Origin of the sequence: Arthrobacter sp. ERGS1:01 (assembly GCF_001281315.1) — a bacterium.
In the GTDB taxonomy this organism is placed as follows: Bacteria; Actinomycetota; Actinomycetes; order Actinomycetales; family Micrococcaceae; genus Specibacter.
In genome coordinates this window covers 1,225,211-1,244,328 of sequence record NZ_CP012479.1, presented here as the reverse complement: position 1 = coordinate 1,244,328, position 19,118 = coordinate 1,225,211, and the positions used below count along the sequence as shown (strand labels likewise).

At 61.7% G+C, this 19,118-nt stretch carries 16 protein-coding genes and 1 pseudogene; 8 read left to right on the top strand and 9 right to left on the bottom strand.

Annotated features, from left to right (window positions below; genetic code table 11):
• Window positions 1–37 precede the first annotated feature (37 nt).
• Window positions 38–928: a LysR family transcriptional regulator gene (locus tag AL755_RS09525; RefSeq protein ID WP_054010800.1), complete on the top strand. Its 891-nt coding sequence runs from the start codon at window positions 38–40 to the stop codon at window positions 926–928.
• A gap of 1,569 nt (window positions 929–2,497) precedes the next feature.
• Here AL755_RS09525 and AL755_RS09515 read toward each other — a convergent pair.
• Together AL755_RS09515 and AL755_RS09510 are read right to left on the bottom strand one after the other, a co-directional pair.
• Window positions 2,498–3,775, bottom strand: a complete 1,278-nt coding sequence (locus AL755_RS09515) for an FAD-dependent oxidoreductase (RefSeq protein ID WP_054010798.1) — start codon at window positions 3,773–3,775, stop codon at window positions 2,498–2,500.
• Window positions 3,768–4,979, bottom strand: a complete 1,212-nt coding sequence (locus AL755_RS09510) for an MFS transporter (RefSeq protein WP_107503922.1) — start codon at window positions 4,977–4,979, stop codon at window positions 3,768–3,770. Before AL755_RS09510 ends, AL755_RS09515 begins: the two co-directional genes overlap by 8 nt.
• Window positions 4,980–5,156: 177 nt before the next feature.
• Here AL755_RS09510 and AL755_RS09505 point away from each other — a divergent pair, with 177 nt between their 5' ends.
• From AL755_RS09505 to AL755_RS24550, 5 genes and pseudogenes are all read left to right on the top strand, one after another.
• Window positions 5,157–5,924 (top strand): IclR family transcriptional regulator, encoded by a 768-nt coding sequence (locus AL755_RS09505; RefSeq protein WP_192841665.1) that lies wholly within the window; start codon window positions 5,157–5,159, stop codon window positions 5,922–5,924.
• 149 nt (window positions 5,925–6,073) lie between these two features.
• On the top strand, window positions 6,074–7,207 hold the full coding sequence (locus tag AL755_RS09500) for a cupin domain-containing protein (RefSeq protein ID WP_054010796.1): 1,134 nt from the start codon (window positions 6,074–6,076) through the stop codon (window positions 7,205–7,207).
• On the top strand, window positions 7,204–8,028 hold the full coding sequence (locus AL755_RS09495) for a fumarylacetoacetate hydrolase family protein (RefSeq protein WP_054010795.1): 825 nt from the start codon (window positions 7,204–7,206) through the stop codon (window positions 8,026–8,028). Before AL755_RS09500 ends, AL755_RS09495 begins: the two co-directional genes overlap by 4 nt.
• Window positions 8,028–8,747, top strand: a complete 720-nt coding sequence (locus AL755_RS09490) for a maleylpyruvate isomerase family mycothiol-dependent enzyme (protein WP_054010794.1) — start codon at window positions 8,028–8,030, stop codon at window positions 8,745–8,747. The genes AL755_RS09495 and AL755_RS09490 overlap by 1 nt, the downstream gene beginning before the upstream one ends.
• Before the next feature lie 313 nt (window positions 8,748–9,060).
• A pseudogene (locus AL755_RS24550) lies at window positions 9,061–10,246 on the top strand (integrase core domain-containing protein).
• Window positions 10,247–10,648: 402 nt separating this feature from the next.
• Here the strand turns inward: AL755_RS24550 and AL755_RS09480 are convergent.
• From AL755_RS09480 to AL755_RS09445, 7 genes are all read right to left on the bottom strand, one after another.
• The gene (locus AL755_RS09480; protein ID WP_054010793.1) at window positions 10,649–10,879 is read right to left on the bottom strand and encodes a hypothetical protein; all 231 of its coding nucleotides are present in this window, start codon (window positions 10,877–10,879) and stop codon (window positions 10,649–10,651) included.
• Window positions 10,880–10,898: 19 nt separating this feature from the next.
• Window positions 10,899–11,933, bottom strand: a complete 1,035-nt coding sequence (locus AL755_RS09475) for an LLM class flavin-dependent oxidoreductase (protein ID WP_054010792.1) — start codon at window positions 11,931–11,933, stop codon at window positions 10,899–10,901.
• Window positions 11,930–12,580: an alpha/beta hydrolase gene (locus AL755_RS09470; protein WP_054010791.1), complete on the bottom strand. Its 651-nt coding sequence runs from the start codon at window positions 12,578–12,580 to the stop codon at window positions 11,930–11,932. The genes AL755_RS09475 and AL755_RS09470 overlap by 4 nt, the downstream gene beginning before the upstream one ends.
• 337 nt (window positions 12,581–12,917) lie before the next feature.
• Complete coding sequence (locus AL755_RS09465) at window positions 12,918–13,283, bottom strand: hypothetical protein (protein WP_054010790.1); 366 nt, start codon at window positions 13,281–13,283, stop codon at window positions 12,918–12,920.
• Between the two features lie 177 nt (window positions 13,284–13,460).
• Window positions 13,461–13,742, bottom strand: a complete 282-nt coding sequence (locus AL755_RS23990) for a tyrosine-type recombinase/integrase (RefSeq protein WP_054010789.1) — start codon at window positions 13,740–13,742, stop codon at window positions 13,461–13,463.
• Between the two features lie 1,132 nt (window positions 13,743–14,874).
• Window positions 14,875–16,023: a sensor histidine kinase gene (locus tag AL755_RS09450; protein ID WP_160318880.1), complete on the bottom strand. Its 1,149-nt coding sequence runs from the start codon at window positions 16,021–16,023 to the stop codon at window positions 14,875–14,877.
• An 86-nt stretch (window positions 16,024–16,109) separates the two neighbouring features.
• Entirely contained in the window at window positions 16,110–16,778 is a 669-nt protein-coding gene (locus AL755_RS09445) for a response regulator transcription factor (protein WP_192841664.1), read from the bottom strand.
• Window positions 16,779–17,217: 439 nt separating this feature from the next.
• On the opposite strand from AL755_RS09445, the gene AL755_RS09440 reads away from it, so the two are divergent.
• Both AL755_RS09440 and AL755_RS22385 read left to right on the top strand, forming a co-directional pair.
• A complete protein-coding gene (locus AL755_RS09440) occupies window positions 17,218–18,567 on the top strand; it encodes a ferredoxin reductase family protein (protein WP_160318879.1) in 1,350 nt (449 codons plus the stop codon).
• A gap of 12 nt (window positions 18,568–18,579) precedes the next feature.
• Window positions 18,580–19,104 carry an FMN-binding protein gene (locus AL755_RS22385; protein ID WP_082369046.1) on the top strand — a complete coding sequence of 175 codons (525 nt, stop codon included), beginning with the start codon at window positions 18,580–18,582 and terminating at the stop codon, window positions 19,102–19,104.
• Window positions 19,105–19,118: the final 14 nt, after the last annotated feature.

Below are 19,118 nucleotides of genomic sequence, written 5' to 3'. Positions count from 1 at the left end.
AAAGGAATTGATGCATGGCGTTCGATAGTGTTGCGGAATGGAACTACGTCTGTTGCGCTCATTCATCGCAGTTGCAGAAATCCAGAACTTCGGCGCAGCTGCGAGGGTGCTGCTGATGACCCAATCTGCACTGACCAAACAGATCCAAGTCCTGGAACGGCAGACCGGGAACACGTTGTTCACCCGGGGCCGGCACGGTGCAGCCCTAACCCCAGCCGGGCAGGTGTTTCTGGCCGATTCGATCGACATTGTGCGCAGAGCAGATGCCCTTACCGAGCGCATGAAGCGTGTTGCGGCGGGAGCGGAAGGTGTGATTAACGTGGGGTTTGGAATGTCAGCGATCGACGTCGCCCCCCGCGCGGTCGCTGACTTCCGGATCAACCACCCCGAGATCGATATCAGGCTGGAAGACATGTCCTCGTCCGCGCAGTTCGCCGCCATCCGCAAGCGAACGCTAAACATTGGATTTGTGCGACTGCCGGCCCCACCAGATATTGCCACCCGGGTGATACGTCGCGACATGCTGGCCCTCGCGGTCCCAGACGGCGTGGTGGCTCCGAAGCCAGACCGAGAATCATTGCGGATATGGCTCGATGCCCGTCCCCTGATCCGCCTCCTTACAGCCCGCGGTCCGGGCATTGCAGCCCAAACCAGTGAACTATTCCGCGACCTAGGCTGCAGTCCGACTGTCCTGTCCGAGACGTCCGACCTACTGACCGTGCTGGCGCTAGTCGCAGCCGGCGCGGGGTCCTCCATCGTGCCAGCCAGCGCCTCCGCGGTCGTTCCCCACGGAGTACAACTGATTCCGATCGACCTCGAGTCCTCAGCGTGGACCATCGGGACCGCCTGGCTCAACGGGAGCGACGACCCCTTGATTCCCCTATTTCTCCAATCGGTCGAGGCCCTCGGAGGAACGGTCCGCCAGTAGGCTAGCTCAACGAAGACTGCATCCGGGCGGGGTTGCTCTAGGAAGGAAACCACGCTGAGGCTCGGATCAAGGAGCTGGCTTCGACCGGGCCGTGGAGCAAGTATGACCACGGATAGTCCAAGGCTTGTCTACTGTCAGTGTCAGCCACGGACTATGGTCCGTATAGCAGCCACGGATGGCCACCAATATCGACACCGAGACGACCCATGCTAGGTCCACCCTATAGGGAGTGACCACCACGACGGCAAGTATCAGGCCATCACGGTGACCATCGCCGCCGAAATTCATTCGATTCAGCGACAAACTGGGGGCTCACGATCATGCGGTCACGTCAACTGTCGCGCACTGCGCGAGTAGGGCGTGCAGGACACTGCACGCCCTGCCAGGCATGGAAGAAACGTCTTCCGAACCTGCGCACGATGGATGTCCCCGAAGATGACGCCCTGGCGGGTCCGAAACGACTACCATGAACCTTCCAAAGACGCCTTCGACGGCTAACAGGGATGAACGCGTGAAAGGACCCATCAGGAGCAGGTCGATCCGAACTGCGATCCCCAACAAAGACGGCCGCCGCGCTTTCGACCTACCCAACCGCGACTGAACAATCCCTGGTTTGACGACGCGATCTCATCAACTCGCAGCATCAAACCAGGGACGCTCCAAGCAGCCGCAAACCCACCAAGTTCAGCGTCAACGAACCAAGACCCTGCACCACAAGACCCCCTGGGGGAAAGCCGGGTCTCGACAAGCTCGACCAACGGGGCCGGAAAACAAGAATGACCCCTGTTTCCAGGAGGACATTCTTCGAACAAGCGTGCCCAAGGTGGGATTCGAACCAGACTTCAACCCTTACAAACAAAGGGAAGTCCCGGGCTCCTGCCCAAGTACGGCCAAGTACGACGCAGTCTGGGCCGGTCCGACAGGAAAAGTGTTGGCACTATCAACGGGCGACGTTGGCCCCAATAACGTCGACCACTTCCAGCACAAGAGTTGCGATTGTCACTATTCCGTGACGTGAATGGATGACGGAAAGGACGAGATTATGACCTTTGAGAGCCCCATAAACACACCAGCTGTGGCCGGAGCATTGATCCGCCACCAGCGGTTGAATCACGGACCGACCCACCACGCGTTGGCCGATTCAGCAAGGGTGTCGCGGAAATTCCTCATCGCTCTCGAATCGGGCCACGAGCGCGCCGAACTTGGCAAAACCATGACGGTCCCAACATCGCTAGGCGTATCCCAGACCGCCACAATTTCACCACGACTGCAGTGAGACTGCAGGACCATCTCGGGCCACTGAAGCAGCAACGCAGAATTCGACGTGTGCTCTTCAAGAACGAGCTTCTCCAGCTCCCCGACCGAATCTTTCGGAGGCCGCTGATTCATTGCCATGCCCCGTGGTATCTGGGCGGTACGATCTCAACCGCGATTCCGGTTCGTCGACCCCGGTCAGAGTGCCCGTCCTGTCAGTTCGCAGGATTCGCATCGGCTTCACCCAAGTACGGTTCAGCCCCGGACCAGAGAGTGCCCGCCCCGGAAGAGGGACGGGCACCTTGTGGCTTCGACCTAGCCGGCGAGGACTTTCGTGCTGTTCACCTCTATTGAAGGCACGCCGTCGCCGGACTGGCCGTAGAGCCAGTCGTTGTACTGGTAGTTTCCGTCACCCCGGCTCTTGAACAACAGATTCCGCAGGGTGCGGGCGAGGCCTGAAACATGCCATGACGCGCCCCAGACACGAGCCGAGCGCTGGACGCGCGCCGTGCGGCCGGCGCGGGCTCCGTTGAACTCCTTGAAGGCACCTTCCCAGGCACCGGCGTCGATCCCGGACTCGGTGAAGACGGTGCCCTGCGTGACTTCCTGCAACACGGCAGCATCTTCGAGTGCCTGGCAGGCCCCCTGGGCCAGGTACTGGAGCATGGGGTGGGCGGCGTCGCCAATCAATGTCATGCGGCCGCTGACCCAGTTCTCAATGGGGTTCTTGTCGTACATGGGCCAGCGGATGCCGGTTGCCAGGTTCTTGAGGGCTTCCTGAACAGCAGGAACACATTGCTTGTAGGCCTCTTCCAGCTCGTCAACGCCACCGTACTGCTCCTCGCCACGCTCAAACGACGGCGACTTGAATACGGCGACGGTGTTGAGCAGCTGGCCCTTGCGCAGCGGATACTGGACCAGGTGGCAGTTCGGGCCGAGGTAGACAATGACGTCCTCCAGGTCAGCCTTCGGGGTGGCGTCCGTGATGGGCACCGTGCCACGGTAGGCAACATACGACGACGGAACCGGAACATCCTCGGATACAGCCTTGCGCAGGGTTGACTTCAAACCATCCGCTGCCAGAATGGCGTCGGCCTCATAAACGTCTCCGTTGGCGGCAAAGGCGCGAGCTTTGTCCCCTTCGGTCTCGACCTTTTCAACAAAGACGCCGTTGAGCAGCGTCACGCCGGACTCTTGGCAGGCCTCCAAGAGGATCCTGTGGAGGTCGCTGCGGTGAATCACCACGTAGGGGGCGCCGTAGCGCTCTTCGAATTCAGCACCAAGGGTCTGGCGGGTCAGTTCTTCGCCGGTGACGGCGTCGCGGAAGACCAAGTGCTTGGGCTGCACACCGATTTCCAACGCTTTTTCCAGCAAGCCCCAGCGCTTCAAAACACGCGACGCGTTCGGGGCCATCTGCAGTCCGGCACCCACTTCGCCAAACGCCGGAGCGTTTTCCACGAGCGTGACACTGGCACCATTTTCCCGCAGGGCGAGAGCACCGGCCAAACCGGCCATGCCGCCACCAATCACCAAAACGTCCTGGACAGGGGTGGTATTGATCTTCTCTGTGGTGGAACTGGATGAGTTAGACATGACTGCTTCCTACGTTATTAAGTGAATTCGATGATGAGGTAGATGAGGCGCTGGCTTTGACCCGGACCGAGATGACCCGGAGCATGATCGCTGCAATAGCTGCGGCACCGGCGAACGCCAGGAAATTGGAGTTCACGCCAAGTCCGGCTGCGAGCAGGAATCCGCCCGCCTGTGGGGCTGCTACGGCACCAATGCGTCCGACGCCGAGTGTCCAACCAAGTGCGGTGCCGCGCAGGTGGCTGGGGTAACGGGTAGCCACGGCGGCGATGATGAGGCACTGAGTACCATGGGTGCCGACGCCGGCCAAGACCAGCATGGCGTAGACAAGGAATACCGGCGGCGCCGTCATGATGACTGCCAGAGCCGCTGCGGCGACAGCTGCTGCGACGATTCCGGTACGGATGGGGCCAAATCGGCCCCCGGCCCAGGCGGTAATGATGGATCCCGCCACGGCGCCCAGGTTCAGTGCGACGGCAAAGGTCAGGGCCGAGCCAAGGTTGTACCCGGCCATTTGCATAAGGTTGGGCAACCATGTGCCCAACCCGTACCACGCAAACAGGGTGGCAATGGTGGCCAGCGCAAAGAGGACGCTGGCACCCAGATAGGGAGCCTTCAGCAGGGCACCGAAGCCGCCGCGCTCTCCCGTCGAACGCGGAGCGGCCGTCTTCGGCAGGTACTTGATTCCCAGGGGAACAACGATGACCAAAGCCAATCCGGCGATCAAGAACATGACGTGCCAGCCGAAGAGCGGGATCAACGGGATGCCAACAAGTGCCGCCAGGGTGCCACCAATGGGCACGCCGGACATCATCAAGGTGGCAATGGCGGAACGCCACTTCTCGGGCACCATCTCGGCCACCAGTGCGTTGGCCGAAGGAACCAGGCCGCCCAAACCAATCCCGGCCAGGAGCCGCAGTGCGCCAAAAACGTAGGCATTGGGGGCGAAGGCACATGCTGCACTTAGAACCGAGAAGGCGACAGCGCAGGCCAAGATGGTGTGCCGTCGGCCAAGCGCGTCAGCGAGCCGGCCGGCAACGATAGCGCCAATCATCATGCCCACAAACGCCAGCGATCCAATCGTGCCGGCTGTTGCCTTGGTCAGGCCCCAGCCTGTGTCGTTGATCAGCGAGGACTGGACGGTGCCATAGACAATCAGGTCGTATCCATCAAAGACCACCAACAGCCAGCAAACCAGAACGGCCATCAGTGATGCACGCGGGAACTTGGCCGGCTGCGCTGCTGGCCTGGTTCGGGTCACACCGGCGGTTTTGCCGGCCGTGACGGGGTTGTTTGTGTAATCCATCCCATAAGGGTGGCCCACTTCACACCCGAGGAGCAATATAATTCTATTGTGCAGAATAATGAGTTTCGAAAAAAGCCCATGTATCCCATCGAGGCCGTGGACAACGCCCTTCTCCTGTTGCAGCTCCTGCGCGACGGCGGCAAGCTGCGGCTCAAGGATGCCGCTGCCGAGCTGGGAGTGGCAACGTCCACGGCACACCGCCTGTTGGCGATGCTCGTCTACCGCGGCTTCGCCGTCCAGGACGAGTTCAAAAATTATCTTCCCGGGGTAGCCATCGGAGTAGGTCCGGCGGGTCTCGGCTGGACGCGCCAGTTGCGCCAACTGGCTCAGCCCCATATGGAGCTTCTGTCCAGTCGCCTCAACGAAACCGTCAACCTAATGGTCCGAGTGGGCACCAAGGTCAGGTTCCTCAGCACTTCGGAGGGAGGCAGCGCGCTCCGGGTTGGCGACAGGCAAGGCAGTGTCATGCCTGCCCACAGGGCATCCGGAGGCAAGGCCATGTTGGCCGAACTCGATGCCGCCATGGTCCACAAGCTTTTTTCGTCCAATAGTGCGGAGATCGGTGGAGATTACATTTCCGAACAGGAGTATCCCGCGTTCATGCGCGAGCTTGAAGCCGTGCGCCGCAATGGTTTCGCCGCGAACTTCGAGGGCACGGAGGAGGGCATCAGCGCGCTCGGCATGGCCCTCCACAACGGAACCGGCGACGTAGTGGGCGCCATGAGTGTTGCCACGCCCGTGGCCCGCTTTCGCCCGCTCTATGACGCGGGGCTGGTACAGGCCTTGGCCGAGTCCCGGCGACAGGTGGAACTGGACATAGCCGCGAATCCCGCCAATCGAGAGTGAACCAAACTGGCCGGCGGTGCTAGGGACGTAGTTCCTTCCCTTAGATTCTGGCGTGCAGAATATGTTTGGATGGGCGACCCACACACACATACGGTTGTGACGAGAGCAACATTCATTCCGTTCACATAGTCCACAACCGGAGGCCAGAAGTGTCCATCAACGCCGATCGCATCACGCATGAGTCAGTCGCCGTCGGGCAATCCGCGCCCGAGGCATCGCCGGAGGAGGCTGCCGCGCTGGAGGTTCTTTACCAGGACTTCGAGCAGGAGAACCTCATCCCGTTGTGGACACAGATTGCTGATCTGATGCCCATGGTGCCCACCCCCAAGGCCGTGCCGCATGTGTGGCGCTGGAACACGCTACTGCCTTTGGCTGAGCGTTCCGGGGACCTGGTCCCTGTGGATCGTGGCGGGGAACGCCGGGCGATTGCCTTGGCGAATCCCGGTTTGGGCGGTAAGCCCTATGTCACCCCGACCTTGTGGGCTGCCATCCAATACTTGGGGGGACACGAAACAGCCCCGGAGCACCGGCACTCCCAAAATGCCTTCCGCTTCGTCGTCGAGGGCGAAGGTGTTTGGACGGTCGTCAATGGCGACCCCGTGCGGATGTCGCGCGGTGATTTCCTACTGACCCCGGGGTGGAATTTTCACGGCCACCACAACGAAACCGATCAGCCCATGGCCTGGATCGATGGCCTGGACATCCCGTTCGTGCACTACACCGACACCGCCTTCTTTGAATTTGGCACCGAACGGGTCACTGATGAATCCACACCCGACATCTCCCGCTCCGAACGCCTCTGGGCAAACCCGGGTTTGCGTCCGCTCTCCGGCCTGCAAAACACGATCTCCTCCCCCATCGGCGCCTACCGTTGGGAGCACACCGACCGTGCGCTGGCCGAACAGTTGCGGCTTGAAGACGAGGGCCACCCGGCCACGGTCTCTCAGGGACACGCGGCTGTGCGGTTCGTCAACCCCACCACCGGCGGCGATGTCATGTCCACGATCCGGGCCCAATTCCACCGCCTGCGCGCCGGCGCCTCCACCGACACCGTCCGCGAAGTCGGCTCCAGCGTCTACCAGGTCTTCGAAGGCCGCGGCTCGATCGTGATCAACGGTGAAACAAGCACCCTGGAAAAGGGTGATCTGATCGTCGTTCCGTCCTGGGCCGCCTGGTCGATCCACGCCGAGACCGAATTTGATTTGTTCCAGTTCGGTGACCACCCCATCATCGAACGCCTCAACCTCAACCGCAGCTACATCGAAGGACGCGCCAACTCATGAAACTTCTGACTCTCCGCACCCCCCACGGCACCCAGGCGGTTCGCCAGGACGGGGACACCCTCACCGAAATCACCGGTTACGCATGCGTTGGCGAGCTGCTGAAGAACCCCGGGTGGAAGGCAGTTGCGGCAGCCGCCCACGGCGCTACCCACGCGTACGACGGCGCCGACTTGGCCGCCGTCGTCCCCGCCCCGGGCAAGATCATCTGCGTGGGCCACAACTACCGCAACCACATCAAGGAAATGGGCCGGGAGGTCCCCCCGTACCCGACCCTGTTCGCCAAGTACGCCGAATCCCTGATCGGCCCCAATGACGACCTTGCCCTGCCACAGGAATCGGACGCCGTGGACTGGGAAGCGGAACTGGCCGTGATCATCGGCAAGCCCGGACGCCGCATCGCCGAAGCCGACGCAGGCGAGCACATCGCCGGTTACGCCGTGCTCAACGATGTGTCCATGCGCGACTACCAGTTCCGCACCATCCAGTGGCTCCAGGGCAAGACCTGGGAGAACAGCACACCGTTCGGCCCCGCCCTGGTCACCACGGATGAATTCACGGCCGGCCCGCTCATGACCAGCGAAGTTGACGGAGAAATCATGCAGTCCACCCCCACGGGAGATGTGGTCTTCACCCCAGAATTCCTGGTTCACTACATCTCCACCATCATCACCCTCAACCCGGGCGACGTCATCGCGACCGGCACCCCCGGCGGTGTGGGCCACGCCCGCGACCCCAAGATTTATCTGCAAGAGGGACAGATCCTGACCACCACCATCGAGGGCCTGGGACAACTGAACAACAAAGTCATCAAGGAAGCCTGATGGTCGCCCGCCGCGACCTGACGACCGATCCAGGCCTGCAGGAAGCCCTCCTGCAGGCCCGGCGCGGCACCGCGTTCTTCGCCCGCAAACTCAACGAACTCTCCGATGACGAGCTCGACGGCGACTCCCTGCTCGCCGGCTGGACCCGCCGGCATCTCACGGCACACGTTGGCTACAACGCCCGCGCCATCGCCCGCCTGGTTGAATGGGCCGCCACCGGGGTAGAGACACCCATGTACTCCTCCCCCTCCGCACGCAACCAGGAAATCGACTTCGGCGCCACCCTGTCCCCCATCGCCCTGCGCAACCTCTTCGACCACTCCGCCGTGCACCTCAACGTCGAATGGCGAGACCTGCCCGACGAAAAGTGGTCCAACCAGGTCAAAACCGCCCAGGGCCGCACAGTGCCCGTGTCCGAGACCGTGTGGATGCGTACCCGCGAAGTCTGGCTCCACGCCGTCGACCTCAACAACGGTGCCAGCTTCTCCGATATCCCTGCAACCATCCTCGAGCGGCTGTTAGCCGACATCGCCGGCGCCTGGAAAACACGCGGCACCGACACCGGCCTGATCGTGCACGTCGAGGAAAATGACGCCCGCTATGGAGACGTTTCCAACCCCGACGCCGTCGAAGTTTCAGGATCGTTGATAGCAATCACCACTTGGGCAGCAGGCCGCGGCACCATCGCCAGCGCATCCGCGGCGCCCGCCTGGATCTAGTGGATCCTCTGTTCTGAGTAAAACAGCATTGCCGGCAAAGGTCGAGGACAGCTGCGCAGTGGTCGAGCGCGCATGTCCGATTGAGGAGCACGGATGAACCTCCTTACTCAGGTTTCGAAGTCAAATCCAGATATCGCCAAAGGCTCTTCACGGGAGCATCATGGGAACACGGTGGGAACACTTAAACACGAAAACCCCCTGTGATCAGGGGGTTTAGCGTGCCCAAGGTGGTGTGTGATCTCAGGACATAGTTCCCAGGTGATACTTCCTCGATGTCTCGGGTCATAGTTCCCGTTTTGGTTGAGCGTTGTTTCTGGGAATGAATAAAGTCATTGTCTTGGCCGTGCTCGAAGCGGGGATGGCGCAGTCGGAGGCTGCCCGCCGCTACGGCGTCTCGCGCCGCTGGGTGTACGAATTCTTGCTTCGCTACGCCAGTGACGGTGATGCGGGATTGGAACCGGGTTCCCGGGCCCCGCATTCCAATCCGCACCAGGTCCCGGAAGCCATGCCCGGATCCTTCCCTTGCGCCACGAGTTGTCCTCTACCGGGTTGGATGCCGGGGCGGCAACGATCGCCTGGCACTTGGAACAAGAGGGCCTGCCAGCGCCGGCAGTGGCGACCACTGCCCGGTTGCTGCGCCAGGGCGGGCTGGTTGTTCCGGAACCTCATAAACGGCCTCGGTCCTCGCTGCGGCGCTTTGAGGCGGCCCAGCCCAATGAGACCTGGCAGTCAGACTTCACCCACTGACACCTGGACACCTGGACACCAACCAAGAAGTGGAGATCCTGAATTTCCTCGATGACCACTCACGGCTGCTCCTGGGCTGCACCGCCCACACGCGGGTTACCGGCCCGATCGTGGTCGAAGAATTCCTGGCTTGCACCCCCATCTACGGGGTTCCGGCGTCAACGTTGACCGATAACGGGATGGTCTACACGGCCCGGTTCTCCGGGGGCAAGGGTGGTCGCAACGCTTTTGAACACACCCTGAACCTGTTGGGCGTCAAGCAGAAGAACGGTGCTCCCAGCCACCCGCAAACCCAGGGCAAGATCGAACGCTTCCATCAAACCCTCAAACTCTGGCTCGCTGGCCAACCCGCCGCCTGGACCCTAGATGAGCTCAACACCGAGCTGAACCAGTTTCGGTACATCTATAACGAAGAACGCCCGCACCGGGCCCTGAACCGGAGAACACCGGCGACCGCGTACCAGGCCACCCCGAAAGCCGCCCCGACACTGGGTGCGGGCCAGCAGCATTTCCGTGCCCGGATGGAGCGGATCGATGACACCGGCACTGTGAGCCTGCGCTACGCCGGCCGACTCCGACATCTCGGCATCGGACGGGCCTACAAACACGAGAAAGTCAGAATCCTGATCAAAGACACCGACGCCCTCGTCACCCACCACGACACCGGGGAAATCATCGCTGAATTCGACCTCGACGAGACCAAGGACTACCAGCCAAAAAAGAAACACCCCGATCCGAAGACCGGGGTGTAACCAATTTTTCGCCACATGACGTGGGAACTATGACCCGAGACATCACATAGGTGCCCAAGGTGGGATTCGAACCAGACTTCAGCCCTTGCAAACACTGGGAAGTGGCGAGTTTATACGGAAGTACGCCACAGTACGACGCGGTCCGAGGCAGTCCCGAAGAAAAGTGTTCCCGGCGGGAACACCTCCAAACCCAGTATCTGCGACGCATTTGAGCACTCCGATTGCGGCGGCTTCAGCCAGATTCTTCCACCCACGCGTCAAGCTGCAGCGTGACGCAAGTGTGGAGGATCTGCGATCACCGCTATGGGGCCACCTAGCCGTAATGGCCGGAGTCGGTGCTCTCGATCCAATCGAACATGGTGTCATTCCCCCGTCGCATTCTTTTGGCAAAAGCCACCGGACTCATTGTCCGTTTTTGGCGGCCATATCGGCGGAGATTGCCTCGGCCGCAGCCACAACAGTGCCGGCGGCGTCAACGAGGTTTCGGTAGCCACGCGGGTCAACGTTGCCCAGCCCCGGCACTACACCTTGGCCGCTACCCAGAAGTGCGCCGTCGACAACCAGCTGGTGCGCCGAAATGACGTCGAAGTCTGGGATGTCCCGGGCCGCAATGAACAGCTGCCGGAAAGCCACATCGTCCGCGGAGGAATCCTTAACGCTTCAAGGCTGCCCGGACTACAGGGAGTACCTCGGTGGCAAGCAACTCGATGGAGCGCAGGGTCTGCGTCTGCGACAGACCACCCAGGCCGACCTGGGCCAAGAAGCGGGTGTGGCCGAGGATCTCGTGTTCCCAGAGGATCTTCTCCACGATTTCGGCGGGGCTGCCGGCGAAGAGCGCGCCGTGTGGTCCAGCCCAGGCGTCAAAGCTGGCTCGAGTGAGGCGGCCGGCACGCGGCATGTTCTGTTCAATGTATGAGGCATAGTGCGGGAAGAAGGTCTCTTTGGCACTCTGTGAGGTCTTCTCGACGTAAAAGTGTGAAGTCACTCCAATCTGCCCCGGTTCCTGGCCGGCGGCCCGTGCGGATCGGCGGTACAGGTCGGCCAGGGACGTGAACCGTTCCGGGCTCCCGAGGATCGCCAAGTACAACGGCAGCCCCAGTGTTCCGGCACGCGCCGCAGAGGCGGGCGTCCCGCCAACCGCCAGCCAGATCGGGAGGACGGCCTGGGCCGGCCGCGGCCAGACTCCCGCATCGGTCAGCGGCGCGCGGGTGGTCCCGTTCCAGGTGAGCGGGTTTTCGTCCCGGATCCGCAGCAGCAGATCGAGCCGGTCCTCGAAATACTCGTCATAGCGCTCCAGCGGCTGGCCAAAGAGCGGAAAGGACTCCAGGTAGGCGCCCCTTCCGGCCGTGATTTCCGCGCGTCCGGCACTGATGAGATCGAGCATTGCGAAATCCTCGAAGACGCGCACCGGATCAGCGCTCGAGAGGACGGTGACGGTACTGGTCAGGCGGATGCGCCTGGTCTGGGCGGCTGCCGCGGCCAGCAAGACGGCAGGCGAGGACACCGCGAAGTCCTCCCTATGGTGCTCGCCGACGCCGAATACGTCCAGGCCGGCGTCGTCGGCGACCCGCGCCCATTCAAGAATGTCGCGGGTGCGCGCCATGGCATCCATCGGCTTGCCCTCCGCATTGCGGGTGAGCTCGCCGAAGGTGAAGATGCCGATCTCGAACGTGGTCGCGTCGCTCATGCGTGGACTACCGCCGCGGCACCGACTTCGGCAGCGAGGAAGTCGCGTACGTCGTCGAGCTCCGGTGCGTTGATGCCGTGCGCCAGTCCGGGATACACACGCTCAATGAGCGAGGTGTGCAGTGGCAGGTATTCGCTGCTGCGGGTGATTGCTACGGGGGCGATGACTCTGTCTTCGGCGCCGCGTCCCCAGAACAGCGTGGGGCGGCTGCCGCTCAACGTCTCATCACCGGGCTGCGGTGCACCAAGGACAAATCCGCCCAGCACCACGGGAGCCACGACGCGTTCGGGGCGCGTGCGCAGCAGCTGGCTGGCCATGAGTCCACCCTGTGAAAATCCGATGGGCACGATCCGGGTGGTGGGATCAACGTTGGCCTCAACCCAGGACCAGATGGCCTCGGTTGCTTCTTCCACCGGCCCCGCATCGGGGACGCCGGGGGTGGTGATGGCGAACCATGCTGCTCCGCCGTTGCCGAGCTCGATTGGAGCCCGAAGAGACGCCCAGGGCAGGTTTAATCCCAGCGCCGGCGCCAGTGCACCCAGGTCGTGCTCGTTGGAGCCAAAGCCATGCAGGAAGAGCGCTACCGCTTCGGGAGCGGCACCGGTGGTCCAGCCGTGGGAGCGCACGTCGCGCAGTGTGATGGTCATTCGAAGGATCAGCTCCTTGGGTTAGTCCGGGAGCCGGGGTCCGGCTCAGGCGCCACGGATCCGAGGGAGGTTCGCATGGGCGGTCGTAGCCGGCCACAAGCGAACCAGCGGGAGCCGGGCAGGATTAACTCTACACGAATTACTTGAAGATTCAAGTATATTTTCGACCTCCCCCCACATTGCCCCTTCCCCCCATTCCGAGTGAAATAGTGCGCGCGGATCAAGGATGGCGATAAGTTCCGGTGCCAGGTACGGGCGTGGGGCATCCTCAACGACCGCATCATCGCCTCCATCTCGGCGGGCAGGGGTGCTGCGGTGATGTTGATAGGGGTCGTGACTATCCTCCGTTGGCGGTGGTGTTGGCGGTGGTGTTGGCGGCCCAGGCACTGGTGCCTGGGGTCAGGGACGTGCCTTCGTTCGCGGCTCGGGTGAGGGTGTTGGCCCGGCCGGCTTGCAGGATTGAGGCGAGGTCTCCGTGGGCGAAGCGGCCAAGGATCGCGGCGGTGCCCAGGGCCCGGTCAACATCAATGACGCCGCCGATCTTCGCCAAGGACACGGCCTCGGCTATTTTCACGTTCATCCGGGACGTGCCGACCACGGCGACTTCCTTCAACCAGGCCCCGGCCCCGCCGCCGATGGCCAGGAATTCTGCCTCGGACCCGGTCCGGGCCCGGGGCGTGTAGTCGCCCCGGAACTTTTCCACATATCCGGGAAAGTGCTCATCATTGAACAGTCCCGGGAATCATCCCGCCGTTCTATTGGTGCCGCCGACAGGTAACGACCCAATTTGTCGAGCATAGAACTGCCCCTGACCTGATGCAGCCTCCCTGCCGGCGAGGAAGAACTCGACCAGGTGTCAGGTCAGGGATTGCGGGTCTTCTCAGGCGTCTCGTTGTTCGCGCAGGCGTCGTTCGGGACACTCCATGGCGTCGGCGGCCTCTTGGAGGGCTTGGGGCATGAGGTGTCCATAGACTTGCTCTGTCGTGCTCGTGGAGGTGTGGCCGAGCCGGCGCGAAATGGTGAACAGGGGGACGCCTTCGTGAATTGGCCAGGACACGTGCGTATGGCGCAGATCGTGGATCCTCGGGGTCTTGGCCAGGCCCGCGTCGTTGGCGGCGGCAATGGCGGGAACCCAGGTTTTCTGCCAGAAGGTGCTGTGCACAATTCGCTTACCCGCCTCCCGGCTGTGACCGGGGCGACTTGTTCCACCAAGGACGGCGGCAGGGACACTGTACCTTTGCCGGCGCCGGTCTTGGTCGGCCCCACATAGTAGGTATTGTTGCCGTCTCGTTTCCAGGCCACGCTAATCCGTACCGTTGCTGGGTGGGATTGCAGTTCGAGGTCGTCGATGGTCACGGCGGTGGCTTCACCGAAACGGGTGCCGGTCATGACCAAGAACTGCACGAACACCTTGAACTGCTCCGGCAGTTGGTCCAGCAGCAGTGCGAACTCCGCCGGAGTGAGGAACTGGGCGTAGTCCCCGGCCTTCTCCCCTACCGGCAAGTGCATGTGGCGGAAAGCCGATAGGCATGTGCCCGGAAACCACGATCAAAGCTAGTCACCTCGAATAGACCCGCGCGAGCCATGAATAGGTGTCAGGGAAACTATTCACCAACGACAACGGAGAGGGCCGCCACTGGAAACCGCTAGATCAGCATCGGGTAACCAGCAGGGGTAAATGCCGGGTCTCGGCAAGCTCGACCAACGGGGCCGGAAAACAAGAATGACCCCCTGTTTCCAGGAGGTCATTCTTCGAACAAGCGTGCCCAAGGTGGGATTCGAACCAGCTTTCAGCCCTTGCAATCAAAGGGAAATAGCAGACTGCTCCGGAAGTACAGCCCAGTACGGCGCAATCCGAATCAGTCTGAACGGAAATGTGTTGACACTGTCAACAGGCCCTAGCTAAGACAGGATCCGGGCTCAAATCCCGCAAAAGCTCGATTTACCGGCCACCTAACGGCGTTGACAGACAGATAAGGGATCGTCTCCTGCCGGCACGGCTATTTGTTCTCATTGGGATGATCCGTATGAATCTGTTCCAGGTAGGCCACGTGGTCTACAACGTAGAACCAAATGCGCCCATCACCTTTGAGCATTGGTGTGTGCTGCCATCACTCATGGGCAGAACCATCCCGGGTCACATCGCCCAACTCACCGCACAAGCAGTAATTGTTGGGGGTAATGCCCACCGCGACCTTCCTGCCGCTGCGTCTTGTGGCCATGACCCGCTCCTTTCCGTGTGCTGGTGAGGTACTCCCCCCCATCATCCCCACGGATTCTTTGCCCTTCCTTAGTCAGGGATTAACATCAGCTATTCGCTTCCGCAGCACCGGCAGGACGACCACGACGGCGGCACCCGCGCCGGGCGCGATCGGTTCGACCATGATTTTGCCGTTGTGCAATGCCACGATCTCCGCCACAAGGGCCAGCCCCAGCCCATAGTGGCGGGTGCCGCCGGAGCCGCCGGCTCCAGGGCGCGCCGAGGAGAACCTCTCAAAGACCCGGCTCTCAGTTCCAGGGGCAAAGCCAGGCCCGTCGTCGGTAACGACAATGCGCGCCTCCATGCCGCGAACGCCGACTTCGACGCTGACTGCTGTCTCGGCGTGATCCAGGGCGTTGGAAATCAGGGAGGTGAAGACACGCAGGAGCGCCACGGGGGAACCCAGTACCTTGACCGGGCCCCCGGCTCCGACGGAGTCCAGCCTGATGGCCTGCTTCAGGGCCTGCGGGCTTGCCAAGTCCACCGCACTGTTGGCAACGCCCACCAGATCGACGGCCGTGTGGTCCACGGCGCCCCGGGGGTCGGCTGAAATCAGCAAGTCATCCAAGATTCCCGTGAGCATTTTTGAGTCCTCGACAATTCGGGCCACCTCGGTGGACACCCCTTCCGGCGGGAGCCCGGTTCCGGCCAGTTTTCGGCGCAGCAGTTGAGCCCTGGTGCTGAGCAAGGTGAGCGGCGTCCGAAGCTCGTGGCTGGCATCGGCCACAAATCGTCGCTGTAACGCCAAGCTCTCCACCAGGGGACGCATGGCCCGCCTGGCCATCCACACCGAGGATGCTGCCGCCAGCAAGGCCGCCGTCGCGACGGCAACGACCATGGCCCACACGAGCCTTTTCAGCGCTTCGCGGCCCTCGTGGGTGTCTACCGCGGCCTGGACTACGCTGTCTCCGCGAAAGATCGTCAGCACCTGGTACGTTCGCCCGGCGACGGAAAAGTCTCCCTGTTCATCCGAGTGTGAGGCTGCCACGCGGTTCATCGTGTCCGTGTCTGGAAGCCCGGGCGGCATCACCGGCGAGGCGCTCAGGCGTCCGTCATCGGAGATGGCCACATAGACGCCCGCGGGTGCATCACGCGGCGAATCTACTTGTGTCGCGTTGGTCAATGATTTGTTCATGGCCTCTGCCGAGCTGGCGGCGACGATCGAGTAGAGCAACGCGCCCATCAAAGCCAACAAAACCACTATCAGCGCAGTAAATTGCAGTGACAATCGGACCACAGCGCGTCGGAGTTCTGCCGCGTCCCTCGTGTTCATCCCAGCGGCCCCAGGACGTATCCCAGTCCCCGCACCGTCAAGACGCACGACCGGCCCAACTTCTTGCGCAGGTAGTGCACGTAGGTGTCCACCACGCCGCCGTCGTCGGCATCGGCAAAGACCGACTCAAGCAGGCCGGTCCTGGTAAACACCTGCTGTGGGCGGCGCGCGAGGTGTTCCAGGAATTCACATTCCCGCTCGGACAGGACCACCCGGCCTTCGACGTCGAGCATCACCGTTCGCGAGCCGACATCGAGGGTCCCTCCGGGAACCCGCACCTTGGTGGAGGTATCGACGTGCCGGCGCAGGAGGGAGCGGATCCGGGCCAGCAGTTCATCAATGTCAAAGGGCTTGCCCAAATAGTCCTCCGCGCCCCGGTCCAGTCCTTCCACACGGTCCGCAGGATTGCTCAGCGCCGAGAGAATAAGTGCAGGCGTAGTGATTCCCTTGCGGCGCAAGCGCTCCAGGACGTCCAAACCCTCAATGGCCGGCAGCCCCCGGTCCATCACCATCACGTCAAAATGCCCGCTCAGTCCCTCATGAAGTGCCCGCTGCCCGTCACTTGCCACCACGACGTCGTAGCCTTCACCAACTAACAACTCGGCCAGCATCGAGGCCAGTGCGGCATCATCCTCCACGACCAGCACACTCGGTTCAACAGCCATGAAGTGAAGTATAGGCGTCGTCAACTATCGCGCAGTTGGGGAGGGCGCCCAAGCAATCACCAAGACAGGCCTCGCAGCCTTACAGCAAGGAACACATCCAGCTCTCGCATGATCGACCTCGTGAACGCCACCATCCATTGCCCAGGAAATTGGCAGATTACCAGATGCGCAAAGCACGCATAGGGTCCCGGCGACGGCGCGCTATGACCACTTTCGGTTCTTTGACTACGCCAAGCCGACAGTTTCCAGGGTTGTGGCGGAATCCCTGGCATGGTTTGTGTCCTCCTTGCCTCCTCAAGGGTCGTTGGATTGACCCCACCGGGTGGTTGATAACTCTCGGAAGAAATGGTGGGTGAGTAGTCTGTTCCGACACCTGGTTGGGGGATGCTGACTAAGATTCCTCTAAGATTGGGTGCGTAATCTCTGTGATATGGCACCAATGACTGCACGCACTCCTGTGCTGCGAAAGCGCGCTCTCGGCAGGTCCGGGCTGCTTCTTCGCATACTGATAGCCGCAGGCGTGGTTGGTGTCCTTGGCGCATGGTGGTTTGCCGCCCCGTCCCTGCTGACCTTGAGCCCGGCGTCCACGGCAACCTCCCTGGGTGAGCTCAGCGGAATGGTAGGTGCGTTTCTGGTTTGCGCGCAGGTTTTGTTGATCGCCCGCATTCCCTGGTTCGAGCATGCCGTTGGAATGGACCGTTTGGTCAGCTGGCACAGGACGCTGGGCAGCACCGTCCTTTTCCTCATCATCAGCCATGTGCTGCTCATGATCCTCGGGGTGCAACTACTCACCTCCGGCACTCCGTGGGGGGCAACATGGCTGGTCTTCACCTCCTACCCAGACATGCTCACCGCACTAATTGGTACCTTGCTGTTCTTCGTCGTCGGCATCAGCAGCGCCAGGATCCCCCGCGGAAGGATTTCCTACGAAGCCTGGTACTGGCTCCACGTCACGGCCTATGGTGCGATCTTCCTGACGTTCTTCCACGAGCTGAGCGCAGGGGTCCACTTCGTCAACGACCCCGCCAATCGTGCACTCTGGATCATTCTCTATTTCGCCACTGCCTCCGCCATCCTCACCTGGCGGTTCATTCTCCCTGCAGCAGCTGCGTGGCGACACCACATGATGGTCCACCACGTTGTGAATGAGGGCAACGGAATCACCAGCATCTGGCTGGCAGGCCCACATCTGGACGAGCTCGGCGTACGTGCGGGCCAATTCATGATTTTTCGATTCGTCACCGTTGGCCATATGCTGACCGCCCACCCATTCTCCCTTTCACGATTGCCTTCAGCCGGCCTGATGAGAATCACCGTTGGCGCGCTCGGCGACCACAGTTCCCGCGTGCCTCACCTTAAGCCCGGAACCGTGGTCTTCGCCGAAGGACCTTTCGGCCATTTCACCCCCGAGACAAGCCACTTGCACAAAGTGCTGCTGATCGCCGGTGGTGCCGGAATCGGCCCAATTCGTGCCCTCGCCGAGAGCCTTGTCAACGAAGGACGCAATGTGGTGATGGTGTACAGAAGTACCAGCCATGACCGGCTCGCCCTTGAGGCGGAACTGCGAGCCATTCATCCCTTGGTTTTGCACACCGTCGTTGGGAGCCGAGCTGAACTGGGACACGATCCCTTGGACCCACGGGGCCTTAAGTGGCTGGTCAAAGACATCTCAGAACGCGAGGTTTACATCTGCGGCCCTGAGGGGATGGGACTGACCGTTGAGAACTCACTGTCAGAACTTCGCATTTCCAAGCGACTGATTCACCGCGAAATATTGAGCATGGGATAGGCAAGGGTAAGGATGAAGAACGGAAAGTGGAAGGGTACAGCTCTCTTTTTGGCGATCTTCGTCGTCATCGGCGCAACGTTCGGGCTACGCCTATACATGGGCTCGGAACATTCGGCCGTCACCACCTCACTCTCGAGCGCGCCGGTTTCGCCAGGTTCCTCGGGCACGACGTCGACACAAGGCAATGTCGCATCGCCAGCCACTAAGTCCAGTCCGTCGCCCAGTGCCTCGCCAGCAACGACGAGCCCAAGCGCAGTGGCGGCTGCCACGACGATCACGGGCGCCACGGAAAGCACCCCCTATGGCGACGTGCAAGTATCGGTCAGCTTCAGTGGAAAGAAGATTACCGGTGTGACCGTATTGCAGGTTCCCAATTCCAACAATTACGACCAGCGGGTTGCCCAAACGGTGCCTCCCGTCCTCGAGCAAGAGATCCTCTCATCCCAGTCGGTTGCCGTAAACACCGTCAGCGGCGGCACCTACACCTCCGACGGCTATCTGCAGTCCGTCCAGTCGGCCATCGATAGGTTACCCTGATGAGGTTCTTGGAT

What these genes read in the sequence shown, in the direction of transcription:
- AL755_RS09440 (WP_160318879.1), top strand. Translation starts at nt 17,218, where the DNA reads ATGACTGCACGCACTCCTGTGCTGCGAAAGCGCGCTCTCGGCAGGTCC.
- AL755_RS09445 (WP_192841664.1), bottom strand. Translation starts at nt 16,778, where the DNA reads ATGGCTGTTGAACCGAGTGTGCTGGTCGTGGAGGATGATGCCGCACTG.
- AL755_RS09450 (WP_160318880.1), bottom strand. Translation starts at nt 16,023, where the DNA reads ATGGGCGCGTTGCTCTACTCGATCGTCGCCGCCAGCTCGGCAGAGGCC.
- AL755_RS09470 (WP_054010791.1), bottom strand. Translation starts at nt 12,580, where the DNA reads ATGACCATCACACTGCGCGACGTGCGCTCCCACGGCTGGACCACCGGT.
- AL755_RS09475 (WP_054010792.1), bottom strand. Translation starts at nt 11,933, where the DNA reads ATGAGCGACGCGACCACGTTCGAGATCGGCATCTTCACCTTCGGCGAG.
- AL755_RS09515 (WP_054010798.1), bottom strand. Translation starts at nt 3,775, where the DNA reads ATGTCTAACTCATCCAGTTCCACCACAGAGAAGATCAATACCACCCCT.
- AL755_RS09525 (WP_054010800.1), top strand. Translation starts at nt 38, where the DNA reads ATGGAACTACGTCTGTTGCGCTCATTCATCGCAGTTGCAGAAATCCAG.
- AL755_RS22385 (WP_082369046.1), top strand. Translation starts at nt 18,580, where the DNA reads ATGAAGAACGGAAAGTGGAAGGGTACAGCTCTCTTTTTGGCGATCTTC.
- AL755_RS09510 (WP_107503922.1), bottom strand. Translation starts at nt 4,979, where the DNA reads ATGGCCGTTCTGGTTTGCTGGCTGTTGGTGGTCTTTGATGGATACGAC.
- AL755_RS09495 (WP_054010795.1), top strand. Translation starts at nt 7,204, where the DNA reads ATGAAACTTCTGACTCTCCGCACCCCCCACGGCACCCAGGCGGTTCGC.
- AL755_RS09505 (WP_192841665.1), top strand. Translation starts at nt 5,157, where the DNA reads ATGTATCCCATCGAGGCCGTGGACAACGCCCTTCTCCTGTTGCAGCTC.
- AL755_RS09490 (WP_054010794.1), top strand. Translation starts at nt 8,028, where the DNA reads ATGGTCGCCCGCCGCGACCTGACGACCGATCCAGGCCTGCAGGAAGCC.